The 19,323-nt window shown below is 63.3% G+C and carries 13 protein-coding genes; 10 read left to right on the top strand and 3 right to left on the bottom strand.

Annotated elements, in window-relative coordinates:
* Positions 1 to 6 precede the first annotated feature (6 nt).
* Positions 7 to 1,005 (bottom strand): LysR family transcriptional regulator, encoded by a 999-nt coding sequence (locus AC1DDS_RS15675; protein ID WP_477479914.1) that lies wholly within the window; start codon positions 1,003 to 1,005, stop codon positions 7 to 9.
* Between the two features lie 275 nt (positions 1,006 to 1,280).
* On the opposite strand from AC1DDS_RS15675, the gene chvE reads away from it, so the two are divergent.
* The 7 genes from chvE to AC1DDS_RS15710 all read left to right on the top strand — a co-directional run bounded on the left by chvE (position 1,281) and on the right by AC1DDS_RS15710 (position 10,730).
* Complete coding sequence (chvE, locus tag AC1DDS_RS15680) at positions 1,281 to 2,351, top strand: multiple monosaccharide ABC transporter substrate-binding protein (protein ID WP_310419149.1); 1,071 nt, start codon at positions 1,281 to 1,283, stop codon at positions 2,349 to 2,351.
* Positions 2,352 to 2,464: 113 nt separating this feature from the next.
* Entirely contained in the window at positions 2,465 to 4,000 is a 1,536-nt protein-coding gene (gene mmsA / locus AC1DDS_RS15685) for a multiple monosaccharide ABC transporter ATP-binding protein (RefSeq protein WP_477479752.1), read from the top strand.
* Positions 4,000 to 5,208 (top strand): multiple monosaccharide ABC transporter permease, encoded by a 1,209-nt coding sequence (mmsB, locus tag AC1DDS_RS15690; RefSeq protein WP_310419154.1) that lies wholly within the window; start codon positions 4,000 to 4,002, stop codon positions 5,206 to 5,208. The genes mmsA and mmsB overlap by 1 nt, the downstream gene beginning before the upstream one ends.
* 131 nt (positions 5,209 to 5,339) lie before the next feature.
* Complete coding sequence (gene araD1, locus AC1DDS_RS15695; RefSeq protein WP_477479753.1) at positions 5,340 to 6,335, top strand: AraD1 family protein; 996 nt, start codon at positions 5,340 to 5,342, stop codon at positions 6,333 to 6,335.
* A 56-nt stretch (positions 6,336 to 6,391) separates the two neighbouring features.
* Positions 6,392 to 7,825, top strand: coding sequence for an aldehyde dehydrogenase family protein (locus AC1DDS_RS15700; RefSeq protein WP_477479754.1), 1,434 nt, complete (start codon positions 6,392 to 6,394; stop codon positions 7,823 to 7,825).
* A gap of 49 nt (positions 7,826 to 7,874) precedes the next feature.
* Entirely contained in the window at positions 7,875 to 9,620 is a 1,746-nt protein-coding gene (gene araD, locus AC1DDS_RS15705) for an L-arabinonate dehydratase (protein WP_477479755.1), read from the top strand.
* Positions 9,621 to 9,839: 219 nt separating this feature from the next.
* Positions 9,840 to 10,730 (top strand): DMT family transporter, encoded by an 891-nt coding sequence (locus tag AC1DDS_RS15710; RefSeq protein ID WP_477479756.1) that lies wholly within the window; start codon positions 9,840 to 9,842, stop codon positions 10,728 to 10,730.
* A gap of 75 nt (positions 10,731 to 10,805) precedes the next feature.
* Here AC1DDS_RS15710 and AC1DDS_RS15715 read toward each other — a convergent pair whose 3' ends face one another.
* The gene (locus AC1DDS_RS15715) at positions 10,806 to 12,344 is read right to left on the bottom strand and encodes a DEAD/DEAH box helicase (protein ID WP_477479757.1); all 1,539 of its coding nucleotides are present in this window, start codon (positions 12,342 to 12,344) and stop codon (positions 10,806 to 10,808) included.
* A gap of 418 nt (positions 12,345 to 12,762) precedes the next feature.
* Between AC1DDS_RS15715 and AC1DDS_RS15720 the strand changes: the two genes are divergently transcribed.
* Together AC1DDS_RS15720 and AC1DDS_RS15725 are read left to right on the top strand one after the other, a co-directional pair.
* Positions 12,763 to 13,209, top strand: a complete 447-nt coding sequence (locus AC1DDS_RS15720) for a host attachment protein (RefSeq protein WP_477479758.1) — start codon at positions 12,763 to 12,765, stop codon at positions 13,207 to 13,209.
* 84 nt (positions 13,210 to 13,293) lie between these two features.
* Complete coding sequence (locus tag AC1DDS_RS15725; protein ID WP_477479759.1) at positions 13,294 to 13,803, top strand: c-type cytochrome; 510 nt, start codon at positions 13,294 to 13,296, stop codon at positions 13,801 to 13,803.
* Positions 13,804 to 13,815: 12 nt separating this feature from the next.
* On the opposite strand, the gene AC1DDS_RS15730 is transcribed toward AC1DDS_RS15725, so the two are convergent.
* Positions 13,816 to 15,408 (bottom strand): trimethylamine methyltransferase family protein, encoded by a 1,593-nt coding sequence (locus AC1DDS_RS15730; protein ID WP_477479760.1) that lies wholly within the window; start codon positions 15,406 to 15,408, stop codon positions 13,816 to 13,818.
* A 229-nt stretch (positions 15,409 to 15,637) separates the two neighbouring features.
* Here AC1DDS_RS15730 and AC1DDS_RS15735 point away from each other — a divergent pair, with 229 nt between their 5' ends.
* On the top strand, positions 15,638 to 19,321 hold the full coding sequence (locus tag AC1DDS_RS15735; protein WP_477479761.1) for a PAS-domain containing protein: 3,684 nt from the start codon (positions 15,638 to 15,640) through the stop codon (positions 19,319 to 19,321).
* Positions 19,322 to 19,323 lie beyond the last annotated feature (2 nt).

The following is a 19,323-nucleotide window of genomic DNA, read 5'->3' on the forward strand; positions in this document are numbered from 1 at the left end:
TTCTCCTCAGCGCTGCGCACGGTCCGGGAAGAGCATCCGGGCGCGCTGCAGAATCAGATCATAGAACAGCTTGGCGCTCGGCGGCAGCGCCCGACCTTTCACGGCGATGAGGCTGTAGGGCTTGATATCGATGTCGAAGTCGGTGTTGAGGATGCGTACCTCGCCCGGACCGCCGCCTTTTTGCGTGACGAACTCGGCCATGTCGCGGGCGATCGGCGCGATGGCATTGGAGGAGCAGACGAGCGCAACAGTCAGGAGCAGCGAGGCGGTGTTGACCACCGTCGTCGGCAGAGGGACGCCAGCGGCAATGAACAACTCCTCCACGCGGCGGCGCAGCAGCGTGCCGGGCGGCTGGAACACCCAGTCGTAGGACGGCAGGTCCGAAAGCGACACGGCCCGCTTGTCCAGCAGCGGATGGCCGCGGCGCACGATCAGACAGGCCTTCTCGATGCCGATCTCCTGGACGTTGAAGAGACGCGGATCGAGATCGTCGGGCACGCGGGCGATGATGAAGTCATGCTTGGCCGACAACAGTTCGCGGGCGAGCACGTTGCTCGTTTCGATGCGGACATTGACCTCGATGCCCGGATAGGCGGCGCTGACCTGCTGGATCGCCGGCACCGCAAGGCTGATCGCCGGTGCGGTCACGGTGCCGAGGAACACCGTTCCGCCGGCACCGGATTTCAGCGCGCTGATCTCTCGATCGACTTCGTGCAGTTCGAGGAGGATGCTTCTTGCCCGTCGGGCAAAGGCCCGTCCGAACTGCGTCAGTTCCACCCCGCGCGAGGCGCGCTCGCACAGTTGGGCCTTAAGGATCCCCTCCATTTCCGTCAGCATCCGCGAGGCGGCGGGTTGGGAAATGTTGAGGGCCGCGGCGGCGGCACTGATCTGCCTGTGGTCGTCGATCGCGACGATCATCCGCAGATGGTTGAGTTTCAGGCCGGAGCGCAGCAGGCCGAGCCCGAGTTGTTCCTCGCTCGGTTTTTCCGGCAATGGGCTGTCGATGTCGTGCAACTGCTGCGAGCCTTTCTAAAAATCATACCATTCAGTTTTTTTATACCAGAAATGGCATGGGAATAGAACCTTATTGTATTTGACAGTTATGGCAATTCGGTAGAGGTTTTCGCCAGGTGCGCTCGTGCCCGAGGGAGTGTGGGGGCCGGAAGGGTTTTTATCCTTTTCCTCCGTTGGAGACCGTCGTCTGCAGCAGCGGGCAACGAAGCACTGATTATGGTCCGAACCATGGGGCGGGCCTGGCAAAACAAGGGAGAGATTTGCCAATGAAATTGATCACCTCGCTTCTCGCCGCGGCTGCCATCAGCGTGGCGTCGTTCGCCGTGCCTGCATTTGCCCAGGACAAGGGCACCGTCGGTATCTCCATGCCGACCAAGACCTCGACCCGCTGGATTTCCGACGGCGAGACCATGGAGAAGCTCTTCAAGGAAGCCGGCTATTCGCCGGACCTGCAGTTCGCCGATGACGATATTCCGAACCAGCTCGCCCAGATCGAGAACATGGTCACCAAGGGCGCCAAGGTGCTCGTGATCGGCGCTATCGACGGCACTACCCTCTCCGACATCCTCGCCAAGGCGCACGACGCCGGCGTCAAGGTCATCGCCTATGACCGCCTGATCCGCGACTCGGGCAATGTCGACTACTACTCCACGTTCGACAATTTCCAGGTCGGCGTCCTGCAGGCAACCAGCCTCGTCGATGGCCTGAAGGCGAAGTTCGGCGATGTGAAGCCTTGGAACGTCGAGCTCTTCGGTGGTTCTCCGGACGACAACAACGCCTTCTTCTTCTATGACGGCGCCATGTCCGTTCTGCAGCCGCTCATCGACAGCGGCGACGTCGTCATCAAGTCCGGCCAGCAGGGCATGGACCAAGTCGGCACGCTGCGTTGGGACGGTGCGGTCGCTCAGGCCCGCATGGAAAACCTGTTGTCCTCGACCTACACCGATGCACAGGTCAACGGCGTGCTTTCGCCCTATGATGGCCTTTCCATCGGTATCCTCTCGGCGCTGAAGGGCGTCGGCTACGGCTCTGGCGACCAGAAGATGCCGGTCGTCACCGGTCAGGACGCCGAGTTGCCGTCGGTCAAGTCGATCCTCGCCGACGAGCAGTTCTCGACCGTCTTCAAGGACACCCGCGAACTCGCCAAGGTCACCGTCGGCATGGTCAATGCCCTCATGGACGGCAAGGAGCCGGAAGTGAACGACACCAAGACCTATGACAACGGCGTGAAGGTCGTTCCCTCCTACCTGCTGAAGCCGGTTGCTGCCGACAAGTCCAACGTCAAGGACATCCTGGTCAGCTCTGGCTACTACACGGAAGATCAGATCAACAACTGATCGCGCAACGAGCAGGGTCCGCGATCCGTCGCGGACCTTTTTTCTCGACGGGGAAGACTGTACTTTCGGCAGTTGTGATCCATCGCTTGAAGACTGCCGCGGAATGCTTGGATATGGACAACATCATTCTTGAAATGCGGAGCATCACCAAGACGTTTCCGGGCGTCAAGGCGCTCGACAATGTCAGCTTCAAGGTCCGCGAAGGGGAAATCCACGCGCTCGTCGGTGAAAACGGGGCCGGAAAGTCGACCCTGATGAAGGTCCTAAGCGGCGTCTATCCCGCCGGCACCTATGACGGCGAGATCCACTACGACGGCAAGCCGCGCAGCTTTTCGACGATCTCCGACAGCGAAGAGCTCGGCATCATCATCATCCATCAGGAACTGGCCCTTGTGCCGCTCCTGTCCATTGCCGAGAACATCTTCCTCGGCAACGAGATCGCCAAGAACGGCGTGATCCAGTGGCCGCAGACGTTCGCCCGCACGAAGGAGTTGCTGAACAAGGTCGGTCTCAGCGAGTCGCCCTCGACCCTCATCACCGACATCGGTGTCGGCAAGCAGCAGCTCGTCGAGATCGCCAAGGCGCTGTCGAAGAAGGTGCGGCTGCTGATCCTCGACGAGCCGACCGCCTCGCTCAACGAAAAGGACTCCGATGCGCTGCTGAAGCTGCTCATGGAGTTCCGCAACCAGGGCATGACCTCGATCATCATCTCGCACAAGCTGAACGAGATCAAAAAGGTCGCCGACAAGATCACCATTCTGCGCGACGGCGGCACGGTCGAAACGCTGGACTGTCACGGGGAAGACATCAGCGAGGACCGGATCATCAAGGGCATGGTCGGCCGCGACATGGAGGACCGCTATCCGGCGCGCGAGCCTGATATCGGCGAAACATTGCTCGAGGTGAAGAACTGGAACGTCTTCCACCAGCAGCACCGCGACCGCCAGTTCCTGCACGATGTCAGCTTCAACGTCCGCGCCGGCGAGGTGGTCGGCATTGCCGGCCTGATGGGGGCCGGCCGCACCGAGACGGCGATGAGCATCTTCGGCAAGTCCTGGGGCCACAAGATCACCGGCGAAGTGAAAATGCGCGGCAAGCCAGTCGATGTCGGCACGATCCCGAAGGCGATCGATGCGGGGCTTGCCTATGTCACCGAGGACCGCAAGCACCTCGGTCTCGTGCTGATCAACAACATCAAGCAGAACACGACGCTTTCGAACCTCGACGCAGTCTCGAAGAACGGCATCATCGACGACCACAAGGAAACGAAGGTTGCCACCGACTACCGCAGCAAGCTGCGGATTCGCTCGCACTCGATCTACCAGGAGGCTGTCAACCTGTCCGGCGGCAACCAGCAGAAGGTCGTGCTGTCGAAGTGGCTGTTCACCAAGCCCGACGTGCTGATCCTCGACGAACCGACACGGGGCATCGATGTCGGCGCCAAGTTCGAAATCTACACCATCATCAACCAGCTTGCAGCCGAGGGCAAAGGCATCCTGATGATCTCTTCGGAGATGCCCGAGCTGCTCGGAACCTGCGATCGCATCTATGTCATGAATGAAGGACGCATCGTCGCGGAGCTTTCCCGGGAGGAAGCAAGCCAGGAATCGATCATGCGCGCCATCATGCGCTCCGGGGGGAAACACTAATGGTCGCCGATACCAGCGCTCACACCACCAAACCGTCCATCGGGGACTATCTCAGGAACAATATCCGCGAATACGGCCTTCTGGTCGCGCTCGTCGTCATCATGGTGTTCTTCCAGATCGTCACCAACGGCGTGCTGTTCCGTCCCGTCAACATCACCAACCTCGTGCTGCAGAACTCCTTCATCGTCATCATGGCGCTCGGAATGCTGCTGATCATCGTGGCGGGACACATCGACCTGTCGGTCGGCTCGATTGTCGCTTTCATCGGCGCGATATCGGCGATCATGCTGGTGAAATGGGGCCTGCCGGCGATCATCGTCGTTCCCGCCTGCCTTATCGTCGGCGGCATCATGGGGGCTGCGCAAGGCTATTGGGTGGCCTATCAGAAAATCCCTGCGTTCATCGTGACCCTCGCCGGCATGCTCGTCTTCCGCGGCATGACGTATGTGGTGCTCGGCGGCCGGCCGATCGGTCCGTTCCCGAAGGAATTCCAGATCCTGTCGACCGGCTTCGTGCCCGACTTCCTGTATTTTCTCAATCCGGCACCGGAGACGATCAAGAACATGGTCGCGCTCGTGGCGGTTCTGGTCCTCGTCGGACTGGCGATCTGGTCCGGCTTCCGCAACCGCCAGATTAACGAGATGCATGGGACGGAAAACGAGCCCTTCGTCTTCTTCGCGATCCAAATGGCGGTCATCGCCGTCGTGGCGCTGTTCATCGGCTTCCAGCTGTCCACCTATCGCGGCTTGCCGAACGTGCTGATCGTCATGGGCGTGCTGATCGCACTCTACTCGTTCCTCACCACCCGCTCGACGATCGGCCGGCGGATCTATGCCATGGGCGGCAATGAGAAGGCGGCGAAGCTCTCGGGCATCAACACCGAACGACTGACCTTCTACACCTTCGCCAACATGGGCGTGCTCGCAGCCCTTGCCGGTATGATTATCACCGCACGCCTGAACTCGGCGACCCCGAAGGCGGGCGTCGGCTTCGAGCTGGACGTGATTGCGGCCTGCTTCATCGGCGGTGCCTCGGCCTCCGGTGGCGTCGGCAAGATCACCGGTGCGGTGATCGGCGCCTTCATCATGGGCGTGATGAACAACGGCATGTCGATCATGGGCATCGGCATCGACTACCAGCAACTCATCAAGGGGCTCGTGCTGCTCGCTGCCGTGTTCTTTGACGTCTACAACAAGAACAAGGGCTGATCGGCCGCGGCCGGCCAGCCGGACAAGTCATCTGAAGATTGGGCCGCGCGGCGGTCGGACGGCGCGGCTCGGACCGGGTCCGTGGCGGAGCGTTGCCGACAGGTGCCCGCCGGAATGTAAGGAAAGTGAACATGCTGGTATCGCAGTTGAAAAATGCCGATGGCTCGATCACCGTCGTCGTCCGCGAAGAAGGGCAGGGCGGTCGCGCCGTGAAGGGAGCCGCGAGCCTTCATGCGCTCGCCATGGAAGCCGCCGATGCCGGCAAGAGCCTCAAGGACGTGATCGACGCCCATGGGCTTGGCGATGCGGTCGACCTGGAAAGGGCCTATGCCGAGGGTCGGCTGCTCTCGCCGATCACCCATCCCGATCCGGGGCACCTGCACCTGACCGGCACCGGCCTGACCCATCTCGGCTCCGCCGCCACGCGCGACGCCATGCACAAGAAGACGAGCGAGGCGGCCGAGGAAACGCTGACCGACTCGATGAAGATGTTCCGGATGGGGCTTGAGGGCGGCAAGCCGAAGCCCGGCGAAAAGGGCGTGCAGCCCGAGTGGTTCTACAAGGGCAACGGCACGCAGGCGGTTGCGCCGGGGGCGGCGCTGACGTCCCCCTCCTTTGCCGCGGACGGCGGCGAGGAGCCGGAGATGGCGGGCATCTACGTGATCTCCTCGAAAGGCGTGCCGTTCCGTCTCGGCTTTGCCGTCGCCAACGAGTTCTCCGATCATGTCACCGAGCGGGTGAACTATCTCTGGCTCGCGCACTCAAAGCTGCGGCAGGCAAGCTTCGGCCCGGAGATCCGGATCGGCAAAGCGCCGGACGACATTCGCGGCTTCTCGCGCATCCTGCGCGACGGCAAGGTCCTGTGGGAGAAGCCGTTCGTCTCCGGCGAGGCCAACATGTCGCACACTTTCGCCAACCTCGAATACCACCATTTCAAATACGGACTGTTCCGCCAGCCCGGCGAGGTGCATGTTCATATGTTCGGCACGGCAACGCTCTCCTTCGGTGACGGCATCCGCACCCAGGAGGGCGACGTGTTCGAGATCGGCGCCGATGGTTTCGGCCTGCCGCTGCGCAATTCGCTGGCGGTCGCCGAAGAAGAAACGGTCGAGATCAAGCAGTTGTAACCGGACGAGCCGGCGCATCCGCGCCGCCGCCGACAAATGGCAGGAGGGCAACGCCCATGACCATCCACCAGAACCTGATCGCCGGCGAGTGGGTCGGCACCGAGGCGGTGAAGAACATCAACCCGTCGAACACCAACGACGTGGTGGGCGAATATGCGCGCGCCTCCGCCGACGACGCCAGGGCGGCGATTGCCGCCGCCAAGGCGGCGTTTCCGGCCTGGTCGCGCTCGGGCATCCTCGAGCGGCACGCGATCCTGAAGAAGACCGCCGACGAGATCCTCGCCCGCAAGGACGAGTTGGGAACGCTGCTTGCCCGCGAGGAGGGCAAGACGCTGCCGGAGGCGATCGGCGAGACCGTTCGCGCCGGGCAGATCTTCGAGTTCTTCGCCGGTGAATGTCTGCGGCTCGCCGGTGAGGTGCTGCCGTCGGTGCGCCCGAACATCGGCGTCGAGGTCACCCGCGAGCCGGTCGGCGTCGTCGGCATCATCACGCCGTGGAATTTTCCGATCGCCATCCCCGCCTGGAAGATCGCGCCGGCGCTTTGCTACGGCAACACCGTCGTCTTCAAGCCGGCCGAGCTGGTGCCCGGCTGCGCCTGGGCGATCGTCGATATCCTCCACCGCGCCGGCCTGCCGAAGGGCGTGCTGAACCTCGTGATGGGCAAGGGCTCGGTCGTTGGCCAGGTGATGCTCGACAGCCCCGACGTGCAGGCGATCACGTTCACCGGCTCGACGGTCACCGGCAAGCGGGTCGCCGCCGCCTCGATCGAGTATAACCGCAAGTTCCAGCTGGAGATGGGCGGCAAGAACCCGTTCGTCGTGCTCGATGATGCCGACCTGACCGTTGCCGTCGAGGCCGCCGCCAATTCCGGATTCTTCTCGACCGGCCAGCGCTGCACGGCGTCCTCTCGGCTGATCGTCACCGAGGGCATCCACGACAGGTTCGTGGCGGCGTTGACGGAAAAGCTGAAAAACCTCGTCGTCGACGACGCGCTCAAGACCGGCACCCATATCGGCCCGGTGGTCGACGCGTCGCAGCTGAAGCAGGACACCGACTATATCGAGATCGGAAAAGGCGAGGGCGCGACGCTCGCTTATGGCGGCGATCTGTTGAAACGCGACAACCCCGGCTTCTACCTGCAACCGGCCCTGTTCACTGAAGCCACGAACGACATGCGTATCAGCCGCGAGGAAATCTTCGGGCCGGTCGCCTCCGTGATCCGGGTGAAGGACTACGACGAGGCGCTGGCTATGGCGAACGACACGCCGTTCGGACTCTCCTCCGGCATCGCCACGACGAGCCTGAAGCACTCCACCCACTTCAAGCGCAACTCGGAGGCCGGCATGGTGATGGTCAACCTGCCGACCGCCGGCGTCGACTTCCATGTGCCCTTCGGCGGCCGCAAGGGCTCCTCCTACGGCCCGCGCGAGCAGGGCAAGTACGCCAACGAATTCTATACCACGGTCAAGACCGCCTACACGCTGGCCTGACCCAGTGCCGCGGCACTGGCCGGGGCGTCTTACGCAAGGACGAAACGAAATGAAGAAGAAAGCTGAATGGCCGCGCAAGCTGCGGTCGCAGGAATGGTTCGGCGGCACCGGCAAGAACGCGATCATGCACCGCTCCTGGATGAAGAACCAGGGCCTGCCGGCGGACACGTTCGACGGGCGGCCGATCATCGGTATCTGCAACACCTGGTCGGAGCTGACACCCTGCAACGCGCATCTGCGCGATCTCGCCGAGCGCGTGAAGCGCGGCGTCTACGAGGCGGGCGGTTTCCCGGTCGAGTTCCCGGTCTTTTCCTGCGGCGAGAGCACGCTGCGGCCGACGGCGATGATGTTCCGCAATCTGGCGGCGATGGACGTCGAAGAGGCGATCCGCGGCAACCCGGTCGACGGCGTCGTGCTGCTTGGCGGTTGCGACAAGACCACGCCGAGCCTGCTGATGGGGGCGGCCTCGGTCGACATTCCGGTGCTCCTCGTCTCCGGCGGGCCGATGCTGAACGGCAAATGGCGCGGCAAGGACGTCGGCTCCGGCACGGCCGTCTGGCAGTTCTCGGAAATGGTGAAGTCCGGCGAAATGACGCTGGAGGAGTTCATGGATGCGGAGCAGGGCATGGCTCGCTCGGCCGGCAGCTGCATGACGATGGGCACGGCCTCGACCATGGCCTCGATGGCCGAGGCGCTCGGCATGACGCTGCCCGGCAATGCCGCGATCCCCGCCGTCGACGCCCGGCGCCGGGTGATCTCCCAATTGTCCGGCCGGCGCATCGTCGAGATGGTCAAGGAGGATCTCAAGCCTTCGGACATCCTGACCAGGCAGGCCTTCGAGAACGCGATCCGCGTCAACGGCGCGGTCGGCGGCTCGACCAATGCGGTGTTGCACCTGTTGGCGCTCGCCGGCCGCGTCGGCATCGATCTCACGCTGGACGACTGGGACCGGCTTGGCCGCGACGTGCCGACGGTCGTCAACCTGCAACCGTCCGGCAAGTACCTGATGGAGGAGTTCTATTATGCGGGCGGCCTGCCGGTCGTGATCAAGGCTGTCGGCGAGATGGGCCTCTTGCACAAGGACGCCATCACCGTCTCTGGCGATACAATTTGGAACGGCGTCAAGGACGCGGTGAACTACAACGATGACGTTATCGTGCCGCGCGACAGGGCGCTGACCAAGTCTGGCGGCATCGCGGTGCTGCGTGGCAATCTCGCGCCGAAGGGTTGCGTGCTGAAACCGTCCGCGGCCTCGCCGCACCTGATGCAGCACAGGGGCCGTGCTGTCGTTTTCGAGAGCATCGAGGACTACCACGCCCGCATCAACCGCGACGATCTCGACATCGACGAAAACTGCATCATGGTGCTGAAGTATTGCGGGCCGAAGGGCTATCCCGGCATGGCGGAGGTCGGCAACATGGGGCTGCCGCCGAAGGTGCTGAAGAAGGGCATCACCGACATGATCCGCATTTCGGACGCGCGCATGTCGGGCACGGCCTACGGCACGGTCATCCTGCATACCGCACCGGAAGCCGCCGACGGCGGGCCGTTGGCGCTGGTGCAGAACGGCGACATGATCGAGGTCGACGTTCCCGCCCGCTCGATCCGCCTTGATGTTTCGGACGAGGAAATGGAGCGCCGCCGCGCCGCCTGGGTCAATCCGGTGCAGCCGCTGGTCGGCGGCTATAGCGGCCTCTACGTGAAGACCGTCATGCAAGCCGATACCGGCGCCGACCTCGACTTCCTCGTCGGCGCGCGAGGGGCCGGCATTCCGATGGACCGTGACAGCCATTGACATCGGAGCGGCCGCCGCACGCCGCGGCGGCCACTCTTGGCGGGACGCTCCTGGGGATCGGGCCGGCGTCGACCATGGCGGCAGATTCGCGGTTCGCTCCGAACTGATCTGCGTGTGAGTTCCCATTGAACCTGAGGTTCAGGATTATTGCTTTGACCGAGGCGCCCGCCGCGCCTATCGGTCGTCCTCCGCGCGAATGAACTGCCCACCGGAGTTCCCATGTCCCTCGACCGTCTGGCTCCGGCTTTGTTCGTCCTGCTCTGGTCCACGGGCTGGGTGGTGGCAAAGTTCGGCGCCATCTACTCCGATCCGCTAACCTTCCTCAGTGTGCGCTATGTCTCGGCGGCGGTGCTGTTTGCGATGCTGTGCCAGCTCGCCGGCGTGCGGTGGCCGAAGGATCGCGCGACGATCTTCCATGCGGTCGTCTCCGGCGCCTTCCTGCACGGTTTCTACCTGGCGGCGGTCTGGTGGGCGGTCGGGCAGGGCGTGCCGGCGGCGCTGTCCGGCATCATCGCGGCGCTGCAGCCGCTGATGACGGCGCTGGCGGCGCCCTACATCATCGGCGAGAGGCTGTCGCCGATGCAGAAGCTCGGGATCACGCTGGGCTTTGCCGGCGTGGCCATTGCCATCTTTCCGAAGTTCGCCGGGATCGGCGGCGCCGATATTCCGACGGTGGCGCTTGTCGTCAACGTCCTCGGCATGACCTCGGTGACCTATGGCACCATCTACCAGAAGCAGCATCTGCATACCGGCGACATCCGCGCCATTGCCACGCTGCAATATCTCGGGGCACTGGTCGTGACCCTGCCGCTCGCCTTTCTGCTGGAGCCGCTGGAAATCCAGCTGTCCTGGGAGTTCTTGGCCTTACTCGGCTGGTCGGTGCTCGGCATTTCGATGGGGGCGGTGCTGCTTCTGCTCTACCTGATCCGCAGGGGGCAGGTCTCGCGCGCGGCCTCCCTCATCTACCTCGTGCCGCCGCTTGCGGCGATCGAGGCGGCCATCGCCTTCGGAGAGGAACTGAGCGTGCCGATGATCGTCGGCACGGCGATCGTCGTGGCCGGCGTCTACCTCGCCAATCGCAAGGAGCCGCGAACGGCGCCGGCGGAATAGGGCTGCGCCCTGCCAAAAAAAATGGCGAGCCGGAGCCCGCCATCTTATTTCTGCGAAGACTAAGCCGAACCGAGATCAGGCCTGTTCGCGGCGCTGGCCGTTCGGGCGGCGCGATTGGCTGCGGTTGCCGCCGTTGTTCGGCCCGTTGCGACCGCCGCCGTGGTTGCGGTTGCGGTGATCGCCCTGCTTCTGGGCGGGGCGGCCGGGGGCGTGCCGGTTTGGTGTGCCCTCGTGGGCGGCGTGTTCGCCGCGGTCCTGGCGGGGTTCATGCCGCTTCTGCGGACGGTCGGAGAAGCCGCGATCGACGATCTGCCCCTCTGCCCGGGCCGTAGCCGGACGCTCGCCATTGCGCTGCTGGCCATTGGCGCCACGGGCGCCCTGGCCCTGCGGCCGGGGCTGGCGATGCTGGCCGCCATTGCGCTGGCCGCCGCCATTGCCGCCGCGACCCTTGCGCGACTTGCCGCCGGGACCGGCGAGATCGGCCGGGGCCTCGCCGCTGGCAACCGCGATCGAAATGCCCATCAGCCTTTCGATATCGCGCAGCAGACGGATGTCGTCAGGTGCGCAGAAGGCAATGGCGATGCCGTCGCGGCCGTTGCGGGCGGTGCGGCCGATGCGGTGGACATAGGCGTCCGGCACTTCCGGCAGGTCGTAGTTGTAGACGTGGGTGACGCCGGGAATGTCGATGCCGCGCGCGGCAACGTCGGTCGCCACCAGCACGCGGATCTCGCCGTCGCGGAAACCCTTGAGCGCGCGCTCGCGCTGGCCCTGGCTCTTGTTGCCGTGGATGGAGGCGGCCTTGAAGCCGACGTGGTCGAGATGCTTCATCAGCTTCTCGGCGCCGTGCTTGGTGCGCGAGAAGACCAGCGACAGGCCGTCCGGATTGTCGGTGAGCGACTGCTTGAGGATCTGCGTTTTGTGGTCCTTGCCGGGCACGAAATGCACGTATTGCTCGACCTTGTCGGCGGCCTTGCCGGGCGGCGCCACCTCCACCTTCATCGGGTTGGTCAGGTACTCGCCGGCAAGCTCGGCGATCAGCTTCGGCATGGTGGCGGAGAACAGCAGCGTCTGGCGGTTCTTCGGTACCAGCTTGGAGATCTTGCGCAGGTCGTGGATGAAACCGAGGTCGAGCATCTGGTCGGCCTCATCGAGGACCAGATAGCGGCCCTGCGTCAGCGTCACCGACTTGCGGGCGACGAGGTCGAGCAGGCGGCCCGGCGTGGCGACGAGAATGTCGGTGCCGCGGCTCAGCATTTCCGACTGCTTGTTGATCGAGGCGCCGCCGACGACGGTGACGACACGCAACGGCGTCTTCTTGACGAAGTCGCGCAGGTTGTCGGCGATCTGGTTGACAAGCTCGCGGGTCGGGGCGAGCACGAGGGCGCGGATGTTCCTCGGATCGGGGCGCCGGCCTTCGGCGAGCAGGCGTTCGATCATCGGCAGGCCGAAGGCGGCCGTCTTGCCGGTGCCGGTCTGGGCAAGGCCGATCAGGTCATTGCCGGCGAGCACCAGCGGAATGGCCTTCTCCTGGATGGGGGTCGGTTTGTCGAAGCCGAGCGCGGACAGCGCAGCCAGAACATTGCTCGACAGGCCGAGGTCGTGAAAAGTGGTCAAATCAATAGCCTTTCGGGGCGCCAAACACATCGACCGGACAGGCACCATGCCGATCCGGTTTCGTCTGGCGTCAAGAACCCCGCGTGATCTGGGAACTTGTGGTTGATAGAGGCGTCTGGCGCAGTCTTCCGCGCGCTGGCGGAACAATTCAATTGCGCGCATCCTTCTTCCGCGATCCAATCGGGGACTTCGCAGGGCTCGCTCACGCGGCGGCCGGAAGGTAACGCTGGCCCCATGTCATGTTTTTGGGCCGGAAAGTCAAGTACTAGTTTTCGCAGGTGCAGCATCTCCGCGCCACCGCCCCGGGAAGGGAACCCCGGCCCGAACCTCGCGTTGCACCTAGGCATGGCACGCTATCGAGATGCCACGGGCCGCGGCAACGGATGCTGCAGCCGGGAACCGCCAAGGAGTGAAAACGATGACGACAACCTGGATCCTCGCCGCCGACGGTAACCAGGCTCGCCTGTTGAAGGGCGTCAATTTTCTCAAGGACGGGCAGAAGAGCCCGGAGCAGGAAATCTTCCGCAGCGAACCGAAGAAGGCGCAGGAGATCATGAGCGACCGGCCAGGGCGTAGCTATTCCTCGCATGGGCCGGGCCGCTCGGCGATGGAATACACAAGTGATCCGGTGCGCGACGAACAGCAGAAGTTCACCGCCGAAGTGGCGGGCAAACTGGAGTGCTATGCCGAAGCTGGTGCCTTCGATCGCCTGATCGTCTGTGCGGCGCCACAAACCCTCGGCGCCTTGCGCTCGATGCTCGGCGTGAGGTCGCGAGAGAAAACAACCGCGGAGATCGACAAGGATTTCACGAACCTGCCTACCGAAAAGCTCGTCTCCTCGGTGCGGTCGATCATGTTCGAGTAGCGACCTTCACCTACCCCCATTGCCTGAGTTGTCGGCGCGTGGCGATGCTTGATATCGTCGCGCAACGTGCAGGGGAGGCCGCGCATGCGCACGCATCATGCCTTTGTCTTGTCCATGTTGTTTCTCTGTCCCGTGACAGTGGCGCAGGCGGAACCGCCCGCCGAGCGGGGCAGGTACCTGGTGCAGTTCGGCGGCTGCAACGATTGCCATTCGCCGGGGTATTTCTTCGGCAAGACGACCCCCGAAACCTTTCTGTCCGGGTCGGACGTCGGATTTCAGCTGCCGCAGGGAACCTTTGTCGGCCCGAATTTGACGCCGGATGTCGAAACCGGGCTAGGGAAGTGGTCCGAGGCGGAGATCGTCACCGCGCTACAGACCGGCGCCAGGCCGGATGGCCGCGTGCTTGCTCCGATCATGCCCTGGCATGCCTTCGCCAAGTTGACGCCAGAGGATGCTGCGGCGATCGCCGCCTTCCTGAAGTCCTTGAAGCCCGTTCAGCACAAGGTTCCCGGCCCGCTTGGCGTCGGTGAGAAGGCCACCTTCCCGGTGATGACGATCATTGTGCCGGAAGGGGCGGCGTCACCAGCAAAGTGAGCGGCTGGGGCGTCAGGTGTCGATGGTCGGCGCGCTGATTTCTTCCTTGCGCCTGGCGACGAAGGTGTCGAGTTCCTCCTCGATCGCAGCGGAAAGCGGCGGACGCTCGTAGGCGTTCAGCTTTTCCTGGTACACCCGGTTGGCGTGGTCGTCGGTGGTTGGACGACCCGCTTCCGACCACGCCTCGAAATTGCGCCGGTCGGAAAGGATCGGCGAATAGAACGCTGTCTCGCAGCGGACGAGCGTGTGCGGCGTCACGAAGTAGTGCCCGCCAGGGCCTTCCTCGCGGATGGCGTCCAGCGCAAGCGCATCGGTGCTGGTGTCCAGCGGTGTTAGAAACTCTGCCACCATCTGCAGCATGTCGACGTCGAGGATGAATTTCTCGAACGACGCCGTAAGCCCGCCCTCACTCCAGCCAGCTGCATGCATGATGAAGTTTCCGCCTCCCTGGGTCAGCGCCCAAAGCGAAAAAGCCGACTCATAGGCTGCCTGGGCGTCGAGCGCGTTGGAGGCGCTGGTGTTCGAACTGCGGTAGGGAATGCGGTATCTGCGCGCCAGCTGGCCACCGGCGATCACGGCCTGCATGTATTCCGGCGTGCCAAACGCCGGCACGCCGGTTCTCATGTCGACGTTGGATGTGAAGCCCCCATACATGACCGGCGCCCCCTTCCGCACCATCTGCGTGAAGGCGATCCCGCACAACGCCTCGGCATTCTGCTGAGCGAGTGCGCCGGCAATCGTTACCGGGGCCGTGGCGCCGGCAAGCGTGAACGGCGTGACGACGACCACCTGATTGCGCGAGGACATCTCGATGATGCCCTGCAACATCGGCTCGTCGAGACGCAAAGGCGAGGACGTATTGATGTTGGTAAAGACCGATGGCTCCCGCTCCATCTGTTCCATGGTGATGCCGCGCGCGATGCGGGCGATCTCGATGCCGTCGATGGTGCGCTGGCGGTCGAGCGGGTAGACGTGGAACACCTTGTCGGTCAACTTCACCAGGTCGGCCAGGCAGTCGAGGTGGCGGACCGAGGCGTGCAGGTCGACCGGCTCGACCGGGTAGCCGCCCGTCGTGTGGATCACGTCGTAGCACTGGGCAAGCTTGACCAGCTTGCGAAAGTCTTCCTGGTTGCCGGCACGCCGGCCGCCTTGCCGATCGGTGACGAATGGAGCTGACGCGACCTGTGCGAAGACGAGGTTGTTGCCGCCGATCTCGACGTTGCGCAGCGGATTGCGCGCATACATTGTAAAGTCCGACGGGGCGGAAGTGATCATCTCCATGATCAGCCCGCGATCGAAGCGCACGCGATCGGTGCCGGGCGTCACATCGGCGCCGGCCGCGCGCATTCGCTCCCGTGCCTCCGGCAGGATGATGTCCATGCCGATCTCTTCGAGGATGGTGAGCGACGCCCTGTGGACGGCCTCAAGCGCATCCTCGGAAAGGACGGTCGACCGTGTCGTCGCGTTGGTGAGGTTCAGATATTTCGCACTTCCGGGACCCTTGCGCTGGCGCTCGGAAGCGCGGTTCTGGCGTCTGCGTTGCCTGGTCGGGGAATCTGAACGCTGCTGTGCGAGATGCAGTTCCAGATTTACAACGTCACCCATGGTGTGGTCCCGATTGTCGATTCATGCGGGCTATCCTGCCACAGGAAAGAGGCAAATAGCCGGTCGTTTGCGACAGCGAAGCGTGCAGACGGACATGCGTTTTGGCAGGTCTGTAACGCTTTCGCACAACCGGACGGCGCCAAGCAAGGTTCTCTTAACCATCTGTTCAATTTCCGCGTGCTAACTCGGCGTGCGGGACTCCCCGCACCCCTGGTTGGGAAGCGTTAGTGTGGCTGAAGTACGAGACGATTTGCTGTTTGCCGCTTGCGAGCGGATTCGCTCGCAGACATCACCGGCATACATCAAAGGCAGCGAGATGCGATACCTCGCCGTCAACGCCGCTTTTTGCGAACTTTTCAAGATCAGCCAGGAAAGAGTGCTCGGCCGCAGCGACGACGAGATCGGTGAAGCCGACGGTCACGAGGATAGGCACGAGCACGAGCGTCGCTGCCTTGTTTTCGGCGGCGACGAGACGGTGCGCTACTCTCACGCGCAAAGCGGCGCAAACTTCATCATCTCGATGCGACGCCAGCGTATCTCCGCTGAACTGTCGATCCTGGTGGCCACTTTCATTCCGGCCAACGAGACGCTTGCTGGCCGTGTCGATGCGCTCGCCCGCGGCGCCGGAATCTCGTTCAGCGGGACTTCAGCGGCTGACGCACTCGACACGATCGTCACCGGCAACGGCGACATGACGGACTCCTCCGCTGAACATGTGCTCGACGCGATCGGGACGGGTGTGGCGATTTTTGACCGAAGCGGGCGCCTGATGCACGCCAACCGTGTCATGGGTGAATTCTACCGCGCTCTTGTCGGTGATTTCGCGGATGCCGATCTCGACATGCGCACGCTCCTCAGCGCCATCCACGACGTGGAGACGGCGGACGTCGATCCGGTGGAACGTGAGAACTGGATTAATCAGCGCCTTGCCGAGTACGAGTTGCCGCTGTTCGAGCGCGTCAGCCGGACGATTGCCGGCGGGTGGATGCGGCTTGTGACGCAGCGCCGTCCTGATGGGACGCTTATCGCGCTGCGCTCGGAAGTCACCGCGCTGAAGGAAAACGAAGCGCGACTGCGCCAGCAGGGCCAGGAGATCGCTCTTTATCGTGCGCTTCTCGACGAGTTGCCAGCGGCAACCTATGTGCGAGACGAGCAACAGCGGCTGATGTTCGCAAACCGGGCCTTCCTCGATCTGATCGGGGCGACAGCCACAGACATACTCGGGAAGACCACCGTGGAGATGTATCCCGAGCAGGGAGAACGTTTTCACGCCGAGAACCAAATAGTGCTCGACAGCGGAGAGCTCAACGAGTCGGAATTCGAATTCCAGCGCCCGGATCGCACTATTGTGCCGACCATCTCCCGCGCCTATCGCGTCACTTCGGCGGACGGTCGCAACTATCTTATCGGCTCGATGACCGACACGACGCTTCTCAAGCGGCGGGAGGATCAACTGATCGAAGCCCGCCAGCAGGCCGAGGCGATCAAGGCAGATCTGGAGAGCATCGTCGCTTCGCTTCACGTCGGGATCGTTGTGGTTGACGAGAACTCGATGATAGAGCTTGTCAACGAAGCATTCGAGAGTCTGTGGGACGGAACCCTGCCGCAAATGCAGGGCAGACCGCTGGCCGAATTGCACCGATTCAAGCGCGAACAGGGCGAGGCAATCGAAGTTCAAGCGGGCCTATGTGACACCGACCACGAGGCTTGGCTGCAGCGCGTACGCGACGGCAGCTTTCCAGCGCGCGAGGTCGGTTATGTCAACGGGCGCACGCTGATCGAGTCCGGCCAGCCCATATCGGACGGCCGCTGCCTGCTGACCTATATCGACATCACCGAGCGTCGTGAGCGGGAGCGCGAGGTGCTCGAGACGCGCAGCGCGCTGGAAGAGGTCGGCAGCCTGGTGAAGGATGCCATGTCGGCGATGGGGCAGGGCTTGCTGATCATCGACAACGACCGCATCGAGCTCGCCAACGAGGCGTTGTCTTCAATGTTCACCGCGCCGCCGGCGCTGCTTCAGCCGGGAGCGCTGGTCGCGGACCTAGTCGAGGACAGCGCCAGACGAGGCATCTTTGGCCACATCGGCGAACAGCGGGTTGAGGCGCGTGATTTCATCGATACATTGATGCGCGCCCGACCATTGCCCCTTGTCTTCCGCAGCGGCCGGGGCGTGTGGCTCCAAATGGAAGCGCGGCCCACCGAGCACGGTCGCATCGTTCTCGTCTATTCCGACATCACCGAACTGAAGGCGCGCGAGGACGAGTTGCGCCGGCTTGTCGTGCGGGCTGAGACCGCCGACAAGGCGAAGTCCGAGTTCCTCGCCAATATGAGCCATGAGATCCGTACGCCGATGAACGGTGTTCTCGGCATGGCCGAACTGCTTGCCAAGTCGGATCTCGACACTCGCCAGAAGACCTTCATCGACATCATGGTGAAGTCCGGCAACGCACTCCTGACGATCATCAACGATATCCTCGACTTCTCGAAGATCGACGCCGGACAGATGAGCCTGCGCAAGGCGCCGTTCAATCTGGTGGAGGCCGTGGAGGACGTGGCGACGCTGCTTTCGGCGAAGGCAGCGGAAAAGGATCTCGAACTCGTCGTGCGTGGCGCGGCCGACATCCCTGCCGTCGTTGTCGGCGATGCGGGGCGGTTCCGCCAGATCGTAACCAACCTCGTTGGCAATGCGGTGAAGTTTACTGATTTTGGCCACGTTCGGATCGACATGTCGGCGACCGGAACTGAAGACGGCGTGGTCGCGGTCACTCTGCGCGTCGAGGATACCGGTGTCGGCATTCCCGAGGACAAGCTGTCGTCGGTGTTCGACAAGTTCTCCCAGGTGGATTCTTCTTCCACCCGGCGTCACGAAGGCACCGGGCTTGGCCTTGCGATTACCGAAGGGTTGGTCACGCTTTTCGGCGGATCGCTTGCCGTGGAAAGCGTGGTCGGGAAAGGCTCAGTGTTCACCGTCACGCTTCCAATGGAGATCGAGCACGCAGACGCGTTGAACGTGGTGGTTCCCGTCAACCTCCGCGGCGCTCGCGTGATCGTTGTCGATCGCAACGAGGCCACTCGAAGCGTCGCTCGTGAGTTGCTGACGGAATGGGGCTTCGATGCCACCGCAGTCGCCGATGCCGAGGAGGCGCTCCCATTGCTTTCCGCGGCAAGCGCAATCGATATTACCGTGGAGGCGGCGATCGTCGACAAGAACCTGCGCGACGCACGAGGACGCAATCTGATCGAGGCGATCCGCCAGGATTTTCCGTCGACCGCGCTGATCGCTCTTTCCGCCCTTGGAGCACCGCCACAGGACAGCGGCTTTGATTCTCTCGAGAGCGATGCCCATCTGATGAAGCCGATCCGCGCGGGGCTGTTGCGCGAAACGGTGTGCGAGGTGATCCGCTCTGTCCGCCATCGTCACCAAATGCCTGCCAGCGCAATCAGGTCGTCCGCCAGCGATTCGTCCGCTGCCTCCCTTATGCAGACTTTCCCCGCCTCAGATGCGGAACCGATCGATGTGCTGGTCGCCGAGGACAACGAGGTCAACCAGATCCTTTTCCGCCAGTTACTGGAGGCATCGGGCGTCAGCTACACGCTTGTCGCCGATGGCGAGCAGGCCGTCGAATGCTTCAGGAAGCTGAAACCGCGCATGATTTTGATGGACGTGTCGATGCCTATCATGAACGGGCATCAGGCGGCTCGTGCCATACGCCGCATTGAGGCGGGGACCGGCGAACGGGTGCCGATCGTTGCGGTCACGGCCCATGTGCTTGATGGTGATCGCGAAGCCTGCCTCGCGTCCGGCATGGATGACTATCTGGCGAAGCCGATCAGTACCGACAGGCTGGAGGAAATGGTGCAGCGCTGGCTGAACATGGGCAAGCCTGCCGCCAGACGTTCGACACTGCACTGAGC

It is taken from the genome of Mycoplana sp. 10N416 (genome assembly GCF_056394765.1).